This window comes from Achromobacter sp. FW305-C-30-7, assembly GCF_058783105.1.
Window position 1 is genome coordinate 410481 of the sequence record NZ_JBYSYI010000004.1, and the last position, 14237, is coordinate 424717.

Sequence of the window (14237 nt, forward strand, 5' to 3'; positions counted from 1 at the left end):
CGCTGCGAATGCGTCAGATGGTGTGTAGCGGCGGATCGACGGCCGCCGGTCGGCCGTGTGCCTGATCTATCGAAGCGGCAAAGAGGGCAGCGGAGGTCTACCCTTAAACCGCGCCATGCGCGGCGATGTTGCGATACTGTCCCTTGAAATACAGCAATGGCTGCGTAGAAGCAGCTTCTTGCAGGTCCAACGCCTTCACTTCGCCAATCACGATCAGATGGTCGCCCGCGGCGTGTTCGGCATGGATCTCGCAATCAAGCCAGTGCAGGCTGCCGGCAATGATCGGATTGCCGAGAGGCGATTCCCGCCAGTCCACGTCGTGCCACTTGTCCGTGCCTCGCTGAGCGAATTGGTTGGATATCCTGACCTGCTCATCCGACAGGATATTGACCACGAATCGGCCCGCCCGGCGGATTTTTGGATAGCTGGCGGAACTGCACATCACACTGAACGACACCAGCGGCGGACTCATTGAAACGCTATGGAACGACTGGCAGGTGAAGCCTATCGGCTCGCCTTCGATATGCGATGTAATTACCGTGATGCCGGACGCGTAGTGCCCGAGCGCTTCGCGAAAGCGCCTGGGCTCGATCGCCGTACTGGAAAGTGACATGGTGGGGGTTGGATACTGGGTGCAGCTCATGCGGGGTCGTCGCGAGCCGTTCGCGACGACCATTTTCCGCCTTGGGATCAGTTCGAGAGTTCCTTGCGGACGATTTCCGCGCCGGCGCTCAAAGCGCTCAGCTTGCCTCTTGCGACGGCGCGAGACAAGGGAGCCATGCCGCAGTTGGTGCAAGGATAGAGCTTGTCGGCATCCACAAACTGAAGCGCTTTGCGCAGCGTGTTGGCGACTTCCTCGGGGGTTTCAATGGTGTCGGTTGCCACGTCAATGGCGCCTACCATCACTTTCTTGCCCCGGATGAGTTCGATCAGGTCCATGGGAACGCGCGAGTTGTGGCATTCCAGCGAGACGATGTCGATGCTGGATTTTTGCAGCTTGGGAAAAGCCTCTTCGTATTGCCGCCACTCCGATCCCAGCGTCTTCTTCCAATCCGTATTGGCCTTGATGCCATAGCCATAGCAGATGTGGACGGCGGTTTCACACTTGAGCCCTTCAATGGCTTTTTCCAGCGTGGCTACGCCCCAATCATTTACTTCGTCAAAGAACACGTTGAAGGCGGGCTCGTCAAACTGGATGATATCGACGCCCGCGGCCTCCAATTCCCTGGCTTCCTGATTGAGAATCTTGGCGAATTCCCACGCCAGTTTTTCGCGGCTTTGATAGTGGCCGTCATACAGCGTATCGATCATCGTCATGGGGCCCGGCAAGGCCCATTTGATCGGTTGCTTGGTCTGCTGGCGCAAGAACTTGGCATCTTCGACAAATACCGGCTTGCGGCGCGCCACGGCGCCCACGACCGTCGGCACGCTCGCATCGTAGCGATCACGAATCCTGACGGTCTTGCGGTTCTCGAAGTCCACGCCTTCCAGATGTTCGATGAACGTCGTCACGAAATGCTGACGCGTTTGTTCGCCATCGCTGACGATATCGATGCCTGCGTGCTGCTGTTCTTGCAGAGACAAACGCAGCGCATCCTGCTTGCCCTCGCTCAGGCCTTCATCCTGCAATTTCCAGGGCGACCAGAGTTTTTCGGGCTCTGCCAGCCAGGAGGGTTTGGGCAGGCTGCCGGCGGTGGAAGTGGGTAGCAATTTTTTCACAATAGATGCCTTGGTGCTTTTGATGGGTCAAAGAGGGTAGTTGGCGGACCACTGCTGAAGAATCGCCTGGTAGGGTTTGATGAAGTGTTCCTCGACAAACCGTCCCTGCTCGATCGCCAACTGGCTACGTTCCTCTCGATCGTAGACAATCCGGGTCAGTGAATAATCCTGGTGCTTCAGGCTGGGCTGATAGGATTTTCCCGCTGCGGAATTCGCGTTGTAGATCTCCGGCCGGTAGATCTTCTGGAAGGTATCCATCGTGCTGATGGTGCTGATGAGCTCAAGATTGGTGTAGTCGCTCAGCAAATCGCCGGAAAAATAAAAAGCCAAAGGCGCAGCACTGTTCGGCGGCATGAAGTAGCGAACCTTCATCCCCATCTTCTTGAAGTACTCGTCAGTCAGGGAATATTCGTCCTGCTGGTATTCAACGCCCAGCACAGGGTGCTGGTTCTCGGTCCGGTGATAGGTCTTGCTGCTTGATACGCTCAGGCATATGACGGGCGGCTTGCTGAAGTGCTCCTTGTAAGTGCTTGAATTCACGAAGCACTTGAACAGCTTCCCATGCAGGTCTCCAAAATTCTCCGGAGTGCTGAATCCCGGCTGATTCTTGGTGTGTTCCAGCAGCAGCACGCTGAAGTCATAATCCCGCACGTACGAGGAGAAGTTATTCCCTACGATGCCTTCGATGCGTTCGTTGGTTTTGTTGTCGACGATGCTCGTCTTCAGTATTTCGATCAAGGGGAGGGCATTGCCGCTGCTCGCGCCGGCTATGCTCATCTCGACGGAAATGATCTCAAGGTTGACGGCATAGCGGTCGCCCTTGGGATTGTCCCAATGCGCCAAGGCATTGAAGCGATTGTCTATCATCCTGAGGGTGTTGCGCAGGTTCTCCTGGCGACTCGTGCCCCGGGCAAGATTGGCGAAGTTGGTTGTGATCCGCGTATTGTCTGAAGGACGATAGTCTTCATCGAAACAAATGCTCTTGATGGCAAATTCAAACTCGTTGCTCATTGTGCTCTGCTGCCCTGAATCCTGAGATAAATCCCGCGTCTATGTCCTGCTTTTTCAGCGCTGCTTGTTTTCTTTTTTATTCAGCAGTCTTGACTTTGGCGGTACAGGGGGCGTAGTTTATGTCGCGCTATCCATGAATAAAAGTGAATTGATCTCATGGATCAATTAGATTGGCTCATGGATAGGCGAGCGGCCGATCTGCCCGCAGATCTGACCGCCTGGCGAGCAGACGCCGCCGTGAATCAAGCCGTGGCGGGCTTTTTCGCTTGTTCAATGAATGCGCGCATGTAGTCGATACCGACATCTGCCTCGCGCGCGCCCAGATAGATGTGTTTGGCAATGCCTTTCTTGCCCAGCCGGACCGGCACCACATTCATCGTGTCCGCATACTCCAGCACCAGCCAGCGTGGCAACGCCGCTACTCCACGGCCGCTGGCGACCATCTGCAGCATGATGTCGGTGGTCTCGATGGCCTTGTGCCGCTTGGGCGTGATGCCGGCGGGCGTCAGGAACATGTTGTAGATGTCGAGCCGGTCGACCGGCACCGGATAGGCCACCAGCACTTCGTTGGAGAGTTGTTTGGGGGTGACATACTCCTCCTTGGCAAGAGGATGGTTGCCAGCGACGACCAGCACCTGTTCGTAGTCGAACACGGGCTCGAACACGAGCCCGGGCTTATTCAGCGGATCAGGTGTGACCAGCAGGTCGATTTCGTAGCCGAACAGCGCCCCGATGCCCCCGAACTGGAATTTCTGCTTCACATCCACGTCCACATCCGGCCAGGCCGCCAGATACGGGGAGACGATCTTCAGCAGCCATTGGTAGCAGGGATGGCATTCCATGCCGATCCGCAGCGATCCGCGCTCTCCCTGGGCGAACTGGCGCAGGCGTTCTTCGGCCAAGGCCAGTTGCGGCAACACCCGATTGGCCACCGCCAGCAGGTACTGACCGGCTTGGGTGAGTCTCAGGCTGCGGCCTTCACGCAGCCAGATGTCGGTGCCCAGTTGCTGCTCCAGCTTCTTCATGCTGTGACTCAGGGCCGACTGCGTCACGTGCAGGACGCCAGCGGCGGCAGTCAGTGAGCCCTGCTTTTCCACCTCCTGCACGATGGATAGATGGACACGATCAAGCATCATCAAAATTCGTGATTTGTTGAAGTCTCGCCAGTTTACTCAGGACCTCGATATTCTTGCTTTCGACGTACTTCAAATCGCCGACAAGGTAGACCGCATCACGCGCGCGGGAGATTGCTACGTTCATTCGACGCGCATCCCCGTAGAAGGTTGCAGGTCCGGTCGTGCGCACAAATGAAAAGAAAACGATGTCGGCTTGGCGTCCTTGGAATGCGTCGACTGTATCCACCTCGACCGCCAGGTGCTCCTTGATGTCGAGCGTCTTGATAGCCTCTTTCAGCGCCCTGCACTGAGCGCGGTAAGGCGTAATCACAGCCACGCTGAGCTTTCTATCATGGGAATTCGCGGCTTTCCCTTTGCGGCGCTGGCACATCTCAAGCAGCCTGTGCGTGATGATCTCGACTTCCCGTTGATTCTCAAGCACTCCGCCTTGCCGCACCGGCACACGGAAGCCGCGCGATTCATAAGTAAACCATCCAAAGTGCGTGAATTCGTGATCGCTTTCTTCGCGGTGATGGTCGAGCGAGCCGTTGTAGAAGTTCTCGGAGATGAATGAGCCGATGTGAGGCAGCATGCGGTACTGCTTGCCCAGCTGTCCCTTCATGGTGGCTGGAAGATTCTCGAAAATCCTGTCGATCACGCCGTCTTTGATAAGGCGAGCCTTGGATATGGCCAGGGTATCCAGTGCGTCGTTTTCTTCTTCACAGAACGTCGGAGGCAGCTGTTTGTGGTCGCCGACCAAGATGCACTTGCGGGCAACGCACATGGCCATGATCCATTCGGGCAGGGTGGCCTTGGAGCATTCATCAACGATGGCCAGATCGAAATCTTCGCTATCCGCGTCCAGCAGGTGATCGATCTGGTTGCAGGTGACGCCAATGATCTGGTGATTGTCTGCCAGGTTCTGGAACTGCCATCGCGGTACCTGAACCTCCCCGTTTTCCACGTCCCCTTGTTCCAGGACGTTATAGAGCACGTTGGTGAGCCGGGGGGCGAAGTTCAGTGCCTTGTTCCACACCTCGTTTGCGCGGATCGCCGCAGCCGTTCCCTGTGTGTGTTCGGACTCATACTCGGTGACGGCGTAGCGCGGGTAGCGCATGGTCTTCGAGCGCATCTGGTCGTCTCCGATCTTGCATAAGCGATCCAGTGCGTTATCGACCGCCACGTGCGTTTCCGAGGTGACCAGGATGCGGGCATTCGGCTTCGCTTTCAGCGTTTGCAGGATGATCTCCACGATTGCGGTCGTCTTGCCCGTGCCCGGTGGACCCTGCAAGAAAAACAAATCCTCGGCCGCCATCGCGTTCTTGATGAGCTTGAAGGCGTGGTCGTCTGGATCGTCGTAGCCAGGCTGAATGGGCTTGTTGATGATCAGGCTCATGTTGTCCAGAGCCATCACTTGGGATGCCTCGTCCATGATCGCCTTGACCTTCTGTTCTGCCTCTTTGTCCAGCGGGCGCCGCTGGCGACTGCCGGCCGAGCCGTCCACGCCCACACGGTCGCCTTGTCGGGAATCTTTGCTGCTGTAGTAGTGGTGCAGCAGCCGGTTGTGATTGATGTTGCAGTTCGCGCCCTGGCGAAAGCGAATCAGGAACTTGATTTGGCGCTCGTACTTGACGCAAGTCAGCCGATCGTCGATGGAGAGTTCCAGGACTTTCGTCAGGTACTCCAACCAGTCGTCGAGGTGGTCGATGAAGTCGAACACGGGCCCCGGCGGCATGGACTGAGGCTGTTTGTCATTGATGGCGAGTTCCATATCAGTTGACCGTGGCTCTCAGCAGCGTTTCAACGCCGGATGGATTGTTCATGCCAAGGTTCATGACGACCTTGCGGATCAGTCGAGGCTTGGCCTCATCGCCTAAGGCAGTCAAAGGCAACACGATGGGCCTGCCAACAATCTCCTCGACGATCGCCATGTCGGGGTCGATGGACAGCACGCCCATATTCACCTCCGCCATGTTTGCGGAAAGCAGCGCATCAAGGGATAGAAGGATTCGCGATTTTGAGAATTGCGGCAACGCGGCCAGCAGCCTGTCGCGAGAGGTGTAGCCCAGGCGCACTGCGTAGCAGATGGCCAGAATCGACTCTTTCAGGTTTGGCTTGCGCCATTGGAAAGTGATTTCAGACTTCATTTATTGGTCTACGGGTTCGGGTTCCTGGACTGGTAGTGCTTGCGTCGGTCTTCTCGTGTGCTCACGCCGATCGCCCGGTGCACATCGAAGTCTTTGCCCATGCTGAAGATCTGCATGATGCGACGAATGCTCTCGTCAGGCTGCAGTGATTCGAACTTGCCCAGCCGTTCCCTGAGTTCGTTGCCGCGGGAGTAGACCACTTGGCGTGCCGTGGAGATTTCACGGCGCTTGTCGCCGGCCGCTTGTCTTTCCCTGAAGAGTCTTTCGCGCATGACCTTGTCTTGGTCAAGCGTATCGAAGTTCTTGAGCTTGTGATTTGCCTCGATCTTGGCCCTGATGGCGTTGAACTCTTCCTGGATGCCGTTGAACTCCTCATTGGCCTCAAGCTGGAGGGCGGCTGTTCCTCGGTGTATGGAGATCAACTTGGGTAATGTGACGTCGCCCTCGATCTCGGCGATCCAGCTGTTGGCCAGGTCGTTTTCTGTCAATGCTGAACCAAATCGGTCACTGAGCTTGTCCTTGATCTTGCCAAAAATCTCGCTGCACTTCCTGTACTGCTCGCTGAGGTCGGCCTTGTTTGCCTTGTGCTCCTCCGTGAGCTCTCTGGACGCCGCGATCCGCTGATCGCGTTCATGGCGTAGCTCCTTGAGCTCGGTTTGAAGACGCATGGAATGGCTCTTCAAGCGGCTGAGGTCGTGTCTGATCGAATCGGTGTTGTTTTTTTGGCTGGTCCTCACGTGGCGCGCCGTACGCTCGATAAGCGTGGAGCTGACCTGGATGGGACGCTGCCTGATCATGTTGTTCCACTCGGCTCGCTCATTACGCTGGGTAAGCCTGTTCAGCTCGACCTGAAGCGCTGCGATGAAGTCCAGGATCTTTAGCTTGGTGTCGATGCGCTCGGAAAGCAAATCAATTTGTTGGCCCGTTATGGACGTGTTCATCCATGAGTCAAAGCAAACGAACATCTTGTCCTGGAAGTCTCCAAGATGTGAGACATAGGCCTGGGCCGTGCCAACTTGCTCATTCAGGAACTCAATGAGGTCCTTGAGTTCAGCGTCACGCTTTTTCTTGAAAGCGGCGACCTCTGCCCTGTACTCGTCAGCCTTGGCGTGCAAACGGTCCCGCGCCGCCTTTTCGTGCTGTTCGAGCTGATGGATAAGTGCGTTTGCCGTTGCAGTTTCTTTTTCCAGTGATCTCCCACAGAAAAAGTGCATTATTTTTTTTAAAATCATGGGTATCACGCCTGAAGCAGGAACTCATATGCCTGGTCGAATCCAGTGATGGCGGGCAGGGTCAGATCTACGCGGTCCTTCAGCGCCCCGTCCAGCTGATACTTGAGCTGGCGGTCCTCCGGACTATCCGAGAGCCCCTGATCCACAAGCTGGTTCAGGTGCGCAATCTCGTCCCTGTAAGCGTCAATGCGCAGCTGGGCCTCGTATTCTTTGAGTTTTTGCGACGAAACAACGTTCGTCTCGTCCTGGTAGCGCTTGATCACGGGATGGAACATCAGATATTTCAACTCCAGGTGCTTATCGAGGCTCGCGCGCATTTCCCCGAACTTGTCGCTGGCCTGCTGTATGACTTCGCGCCTGGCCTGTTCGTACTGAAGGTCCATGGCGTGGATCTGGTACTCGAACTGCTCCATCAGTTCTTGCATCTGCCTGCGTTCCGCAGCGTCAATCTGGTCGAAGCGGCGATACAGTTCCGCCTGCAGTGACTTGAGCTGGTTCTTGCGCGTGCGGTACTCGGACAGGACAGAGATTGCACCGCTGAATGGAATGCAATCTGTCCAGACAAATGTGTTTTCGGACATGGTTCCGACCGATGTCGCGTACTGAGCAAGCGTGATGTGGCCAATCTCAAGCTTCGCCGCTGCATCAGTGATATCTTTGATCGCGATCTTCGAGCCTACGCCTTGGAAGTGTCCGACAAACGAGCCAATCGCCAGCGAGAACCCGATGGCGAAGACTGCGCCGAGGGCGATGGGGCCGAGCGCTCCCAGGGTTGTCCCAAATACCGTCACCGAAGCCACGTTGGAGGCGATGAACTGCCCCAGGAAGGCCGACGCCGGCGCGGCCAGGCTGGTGGCGCAGGTGACGCCAACGATCTGGATAGTGCTGCCGATGGATGATGATGCGAATTCGATGCTGTCGATTTCGCCCTGGGAGAACTTGTAGAGGTTTTCGCCTAGGGATATGGCGATGGCCACAGTCGCGGCAGCGACGTTGCCCTTTGTCATCTGCTGGCCTATGGTGCCGCCCAGCGAAGATGCGCTGGCCTTGGCGGCGGCGCCTCCCGCAGCTTTCGCCGCCGTTTTTGCCGCTGCCTCTGCGGCCGCATCAGCCATCAGCTGCCCAAGATGCTGGACGCCGGTGACGGCAACAGCACGGGCTGAGCCTTTTAGCGCGCTGAACACTATGTTCTGAGCAGCTTCCATGCAGCGCTCTTTGGTCATGGGCTCGTTGCTGGTCATGAAGCTGTAGAGCTCTCCGGCAGCGGCCGATGAGGCGCCGGTCAAGGCACCAGACTGCACGGCGTTACGGTACTGCATGCGATTGAATTCCGCGCGGACCCGTGCCTTGTCCTTGTAGTCCGGGCCTTCGCCCTTTTTCCTTGCCTCTTTGGCCAGTTCTTCGGCGCTGCCTTTTCCCTTGCGGTTCAGGCCCGTGCTTTCGATGTTCTTGCCATCGTTTGATGAGATCTTTCCCGTGGCCTTGTCGGCCGTGTCCTTGTAGCTTTCAGCGACATCAGGGCGGTTTCCCTCAGCCTTGGACGCGCGCTTGCTGGCCGAATTCTTGACCTGCTGGACCTGATCGTCGGGGACCACCTTGCCCACGGCGTCGTACCGTTTGGGCGAAAGCGCAGCTGCTGTTGAATCCCCGTCCTTGTAGAACTTCACCTGATAGTCGTGGCTGCCATCAGGGGTTTGCACACGGATATCTGTCACCGGATCATTGACCTGTCCGACATCGAGCGTGGCCGTGTGGTTCAACTGCCCCTTTGCAGCGGCTTCGATGTTGAATGAGCCTGCGTGGTGTGCCTCTGCAGTGAAGCCTTGCTGGACATCAATCGATTGCTTGGATAAATCACCACTTTTGGTGGTGATTGAATCCATGATCTTGGTTTTGTAGTCTGCGAGGGCACTGTTCAGTGCATCGCCCTGGAGCTGGTTGAATCCGCCTGCCGCAAGTGAAAAACTGAAATCTACGCTCTCCGATTTGTGCTTGGAATCATGTTTTTTTTGAGTAGGCATAAATCGTTGAAAAAATGATTCTTTTGAAAGAGTGGCGCAGAAGCGATGTAAAAATAATCCTTGAAATAATACGCAAATGGTTCACGTGTGGTGGTTTCAATAACCATCATTTTTCGTGCCATTTCGAGTATTTGCATGAAATGCAGAGTGTTCCAGATTGGCAGCAGCGGGGCGGATTCAAATTCACCGATTTCCAAGCGTTCCTTCGCGATGCCGCGCCGCATTGGCAAGGTCCGCGATCGGCGCCAGCAGCTCCCGGTCAAAACTCTCAAGCGTCGCGCCAGCGCGCAATCTTGCGGGCCAATCGGAATGCGTCAGCGCTCCACGTCCGAGCGAAACGAAGTCTGCCTCCTGCCGCGTCATCATCCCGCCGGCCGCCATCGGGTCATGCAGCGATCCGTTGGCCAGCACCGGGACTGGAACGTGCCGCCGCGCCAGCGCCGCAAGGCTGGAACCCTCATCATCAAAGGCCGGACGCCAGGCCTCGAACTCGGTTGTGTGCAGATAATCGATGGGCTGCGCGCCCAGCGTGCGGTAGATTTGCGCCGCATCCGCCTGACCGCCTTCCCACTTGTGGGTGAAGTCGTTGACCTTGCCCTGTGAACTGCGCACGCCCACGACGAAGTGCTGCCCAACCGACCGGCGCACGGCCTGGATGACCTCCACGGTCAAGCGCAGCCGGTTGTCCAGGCTGCCGCCATAGCGATCTTCGCGCAGATTGGTGTAGCGGGTGAGGAACTGGTCCAGCAGATAGCCGTTGGCGCCGTGTATTTCTACGCCGTCGAAGCCCGCTTCCTGTGCCCTGCGCGCTGCGTGCGCGTATCCTTCGACCGCCTCTGCGATGTCCTCGTCCGACATGGCTTCAGGCATCCGGTACGGCCCCTCTCCCCGATAGAAGGTCATCTGGTGCCCCTTGGGTTGCACGGCCGATGGACCCTTCGTCGTGTCGCGATGGGGATTGCCCTGCGACAGCGCGCCCGCATGCATGAGCTGGGCGATGATGCGGCCGCCGTGCGCATGCACGCGATCCACCACGGCGCGCCAGGCGTCGCGCTGGACGTCGTTGGTGAGGCCGGGCTGGAACAGGTAGCCCTGCGCGTGGGCCCGGTCGGTATAGATGCCTTCGGTGATCACCAGGCCGAAGCCGCCGGCCGCAAAGGCTGCATAGTAGTCGGCCATTTGCGGCGTGGCGCGGCCATCTTCCGTCGCGCTGACGCGGGTCATGGGCGCGACGGCGAGACGATTGGCCAGCGTCAATCCTCTGTCCAGCCGCAGCGGCGTGAACAGCCCGGCCTGCGCGGCGCCGTCCGGACGATAGTCGAGCGCGTCCATGTCAGCGGCCCTCCTGCGGACGCACGGCGGCGATGGCCTCGATCTCGATCATGGCGGCGGGGTCGTAGAGCGCCTTGATCTCGGCGATGGTGTCGGCCGGGTAGGGGGCCGAGAAGAAACGGCGGCGCAGCGTCACCACGTCCTGGAAATGCCCCATGTCGGTGACGAAGATGGTGACCTTGATGACGTCCTTCAGGCTGGAGCCGCCGGCTTCCAGCGCGCGGCGCAAGTTCAGGAAGGCTTGTTCGCCTTGGGCCAGAAAGCCGCCGGCGACGATCTTGCCGTCATCGCTGGCGCCCGCCTGGCCGGAGATGAACAGCAGATTGCCGAACTGGATGCCCTGCGACAGCAGGAACGGTTCGTAGTTGTCAGGCTGGGTGATGACGCGCTGTAGCATGATGCGATTTCCTTCATTTATGGGTGAGTGGCTGGAGCGGCGTGAAAACCGCTGATCCATGCCTCCAATGTAGGGATGTGCGGTTGTGGTGACAAAGGTTCATTTGTCAGCTATAAGATGAGTAAATCTCATCTATTACCATGCAACGCCGATCTCTCCCTCTTTCCGGACTGCGCGTGTTCGAAGCCGCCGCGCGCCTGGGCAGCTTTAAGGCCGCCGCCCAGGAACTGGCGGTGACGCCGACCGCTGTCAGCCACCAGATCCGCGCGCTGGAAGCGCAAACCGGGCTGGCGCTGTTCGACCGCCATGTGCGCAAAGTGTCGCTGACCGAAACGGGCGCGCAGCTCTATCCCGTGCTGCGCGATGGGTTCGATGCCTTCGAGGCGACGCTGGCGCGCTTGACGCAGCAGCGCGCGCGGACGCAGGTGACCATTTCCGCAACCAACGCGTTCACGGTGAAGTGGCTGGTGCCCCGCATGGCCGATTTCCGCAGCCGGCATCCCGGCATCGATCTGCAGTTGCAGGCCAGCGACGACGTGGTGGACCTGCGATCGGCCGCGGTCGACATCGCGATCCGCTATGGCCGCGGGCCGTATCCGGGCCTCGTCGCGCAGCCGCTGTTCACCGACCGTTTCGCGCCCGTGGCGAATCCGCGCCTGGGGGTCTCATCGCCGGACGATCTGGCTCGCGTGCCCTTGATTCGTTTCAACTGGAAGTGGTCTCATCCGGACAATCCGACCTGGGAGCGCTGGTTCGACGTCGCGCAGCGTTCCCTGCCACGGCAGGCGGGCCAGTTGCGTTTTTCCGATGAGGGCCATGCCATACAGGCGGCGGTTGCGGGCCATGGCGTGGCGCTGGTCAGCCTGCCGTTGATCGCCGAAGAGCTGGAAGCAGGCCATCTGGTTCAGCCCTTTGGCCCGGTGATAGCGGGACACACCTATCACCTGGCCATGCTTGCGGATCGGCCGCCCTCGGCGCCTGTGCAGGCGGTTGCGCAGTGGTTGATTGCGCAGGCGGCGACGCAAGAGCCAGGCTCGCGCGAAGCTTAGGCGAGCAGGTTGTTGGAGGCCGGCGCGTTGCTGTCAGTGCGCCGCGTTTGCAAGCAGATCGGCGACCGCAGCCTTGGCGCGGCCGAATTCCGCATGGTCGTCCATCGACGCGGCAACGTTGGCAAATGCCTGGTAGGCGAGCAGCTCCATGACGAGTTTCGCCTCGTTGGCGTCGGCTGCCATTTGCCCCTGTGCCTTGGCTTCGCGGATCAAGCCGCGCAGGCGTGCTCGGCCTGCCTCGCGGTATTGCTGGATCGCGTCGCGCAAGGGGCCGGGGCGCGCGCGATATTCGCTGCTTACCGCAGTAATGACACAGCCGCCCGGAAGCTGGCGGGTCTCCACGAAGTCGAACCAGCCGCTCATCAGGGCGCGCAGCCGCGCCAGCGGGGTGCGCTTGCGCATGGCCGGTTCAATGACCTGGGTCTGGTACAGGCCGATCGCATGGGCCAAGGCGGCCAATTGCAGGTTCTCCTTGTCGCCGAACAGGACCTGGAGATTGCTTTTCCCCACTTCAGCCCGTTCGGCCACCTGGCCGAAAGTCAGGCCGCCCAGTCCTTCGACGGAGAGGAGTTTCACGGCTTCGTCCAGCACGCGGGCGCGCGCGCGCTCGCCGCGCAGTCGGCGGCCATCGGGCGGGGAGGTGGGAGGCAACGGGTTCATGGGAGCCTGTTCTTTTACTTGCACGAGTTCGATTCATCCACGATACTATAAATACGATCGTATATATATAAACGTGAAAAATGAAGCAGGCTTTTGCGCTGCAAGCTGAACAGAACCGCCCCGGCCGCGCCCTAGCGGTGCTGTTGACGGGCAACTTCGTGACGATCCTGGATCTGTTCATCGTCAATGTCGCATTGCCCAGCATCCAGAGCGGCTTGTCGGCCAGCGATACCGACTTGCAGCTGATCGTGGTGGCCTACGCATTGGCTTATGGCTTGTGCCTGATAAATGGCGCGCGCCTGGGCGATCTTTTTGGGCGACGGCGCTTGTTCCTGGCCGGCATGGGCCTGTTCACCCTGGCTTCGGCCCTGTGCGGGCTGGCGCTCACGCCATGGCAGCTGATCCTGGCGCGCGCGCTGCAAGGCGTGGGCGCGGGCGTCTTGATGCCGCAGGTGCTCGCTTCGATCAGGGTCATGTTCGAGGGAGACGCGCGCAGGCGCGCGTTCGGGATCATGGGCGCCGTGCAGGGCGTGGCTGCAAGCCTCTCGCAGCTGTTGGGCGGAATACTCATCACCCTGAATCCGCTGGATTTGGGATGGCGGCTGGTGTTTCTCATCAACGTGCCTATCGGCATCGCCGCGTTGATGGCGGGGCGGCGGGCGCTGCCCGAATGGCGGGCGCCGGTGCCGACGCGGGTGGACCTGCGCGGGGCGCTTGCGGGTGCTGCCGGGCTGGCCTTGATCCTGGTTCCTGTGATGGAGGGACGAGAGCATGGCTGGCCCTGGTGGTCGTTTGCCGGGCCTGTGCTGGCGCTGGGGGTGTTGGCGTACTTTGTCCACTATGAAAAGACGCTGGCCCGGCGCGGTGGGGTGCCTGTGCTGGATATGCGGCTGTTTGCCAACCGGGCATTCGTGGCGGGCATAGGCGCGGTGTTTTTCTTTTTTTCGGCAATCAGCTCGTTCTTCTTCGCGCTGACGCTGCTGTTGCAGTTCGGGCTGGGATTGGCGCCGCTGATGGCGGGCGCAGTGTTCACGCCTTCGGCGCTGGCATTCTTTGGCGCTTCGCTTGCGGGTCCGAAACTGGCGGCGCGCTATGGACGCGCGGCGCTGTTGTGCGGCGTGCTGGTTTTCACCGCGGGCTTGGGGCTGTCCGCGATCACCGCCGCGACGCAACCCCAGAACCTGACGCTGCTGGTGATATCGCTGCTGCTGAACGGCGCAGGACAAGGACTGGTGATCCCGCTGGCATTCAATGCCATTCTTGGATCGGTGCAAGAGGAACAGGCGGGCATGGCCTCAGGGATGCTCAGTACCTTGCAAGTCGTCGGGACTTCCAGCGGCGTCGCGGTGGTGGGCGGCGTGATATTCACGATGCTCGGGGCCGCGGGGAGCTTGCCCGCCGGCGATGGCGCATGGCTCTATGGGCGGGCGCTGGCGGTGGCGATGTCCTACAACCTTGTCGCCGCGCTGCTCAGCCTGGTCTTTTTCAGGATGGCGACGCGCCGATAGCCCGTGCGCTTGAACACCGCCCGGATCAACCGCTCCCGGCCTGGGC

Annotated in this window: 13 protein-coding genes; 2 read left to right on the forward strand and 11 right to left on the reverse strand. The window is 59.3% G+C overall.

Annotation, left to right across the window (positions count from 1 at the left end; genetic code table 11):
- Positions 1-103: 103 nt before the first annotated feature.
- The 10 genes from AC3WOB_RS15780 to AC3WOB_RS15825 form a co-directional block, all read right to left on the reverse strand.
- Positions 104-643, reverse strand: coding sequence for a flavin reductase family protein (locus AC3WOB_RS15780; protein WP_492275542.1), 540 nt, complete (start codon positions 641-643; stop codon positions 104-106).
- A gap of 47 nt (positions 644-690) precedes the next feature.
- Positions 691-1719, reverse strand: coding sequence for a methionine synthase (locus tag AC3WOB_RS15785; protein WP_492275543.1), 1029 nt, complete (start codon positions 1717-1719; stop codon positions 691-693).
- Between the two features lie 27 nt (positions 1720-1746).
- The gene (locus AC3WOB_RS15790; protein WP_013393188.1) at positions 1747-2730 is read right to left on the reverse strand and encodes a DUF1852 domain-containing protein; all 984 of its coding nucleotides are present in this window, start codon (positions 2728-2730) and stop codon (positions 1747-1749) included.
- Between the two features lie 242 nt (positions 2731-2972).
- Positions 2973-3863: a LysR family transcriptional regulator gene (locus tag AC3WOB_RS15795; protein WP_013393189.1), complete on the reverse strand. Its 891-nt coding sequence runs from the start codon at positions 3861-3863 to the stop codon at positions 2973-2975.
- Complete coding sequence (locus tag AC3WOB_RS15800) at positions 3856-5616, reverse strand: AAA domain-containing protein (RefSeq protein ID WP_492275544.1); 1761 nt, start codon at positions 5614-5616, stop codon at positions 3856-3858. The genes AC3WOB_RS15795 and AC3WOB_RS15800 overlap by 8 nt, the downstream gene beginning before the upstream one ends.
- Position 5617: 1 nt before the next feature.
- Positions 5618-5992, reverse strand: coding sequence for a hypothetical protein (locus AC3WOB_RS15805; RefSeq protein ID WP_492275545.1), 375 nt, complete (start codon positions 5990-5992; stop codon positions 5618-5620).
- An 8-nt stretch (positions 5993-6000) separates the two neighbouring features.
- Positions 6001-7224: a hypothetical protein gene (locus AC3WOB_RS15810; protein ID WP_492275546.1), complete on the reverse strand. Its 1224-nt coding sequence runs from the start codon at positions 7222-7224 to the stop codon at positions 6001-6003.
- Between the two features lie 5 nt (positions 7225-7229).
- Positions 7230-9245: a hypothetical protein gene (locus tag AC3WOB_RS15815; protein ID WP_492275547.1), complete on the reverse strand. Its 2016-nt coding sequence runs from the start codon at positions 9243-9245 to the stop codon at positions 7230-7232.
- Between the two features lie 183 nt (positions 9246-9428).
- The gene (locus AC3WOB_RS15820) at positions 9429-10577 is read right to left on the reverse strand and encodes an oxidoreductase (protein ID WP_492275548.1); all 1149 of its coding nucleotides are present in this window, start codon (positions 10575-10577) and stop codon (positions 9429-9431) included.
- A 1-nt stretch (position 10578) separates the two neighbouring features.
- Complete coding sequence (locus AC3WOB_RS15825) at positions 10579-10974, reverse strand: RidA family protein (RefSeq protein ID WP_492275549.1); 396 nt, start codon at positions 10972-10974, stop codon at positions 10579-10581.
- A 140-nt stretch (positions 10975-11114) separates the two neighbouring features.
- On the opposite strand from AC3WOB_RS15825, the gene AC3WOB_RS15830 reads away from it, so the two are divergent.
- Positions 11115-12023, forward strand: coding sequence for a LysR substrate-binding domain-containing protein (locus AC3WOB_RS15830; protein WP_492275550.1), 909 nt, complete (start codon positions 11115-11117; stop codon positions 12021-12023).
- A gap of 33 nt (positions 12024-12056) precedes the next feature.
- On the opposite strand, the gene AC3WOB_RS15835 is transcribed toward AC3WOB_RS15830, so the two are convergent.
- A complete protein-coding gene (locus tag AC3WOB_RS15835; protein WP_492275551.1) occupies positions 12057-12683 on the reverse strand; it encodes a TetR/AcrR family transcriptional regulator in 627 nt (208 codons plus the stop codon).
- Between the two features lie 80 nt (positions 12684-12763).
- Here AC3WOB_RS15835 and AC3WOB_RS15840 point away from each other — a divergent pair, with 80 nt between their 5' ends.
- Positions 12764-14191: an MFS transporter gene (locus tag AC3WOB_RS15840; protein WP_492275552.1), complete on the forward strand. Its 1428-nt coding sequence runs from the start codon at positions 12764-12766 to the stop codon at positions 14189-14191.
- The last annotated feature ends 46 nt before the right edge of the window (positions 14192-14237 follow it).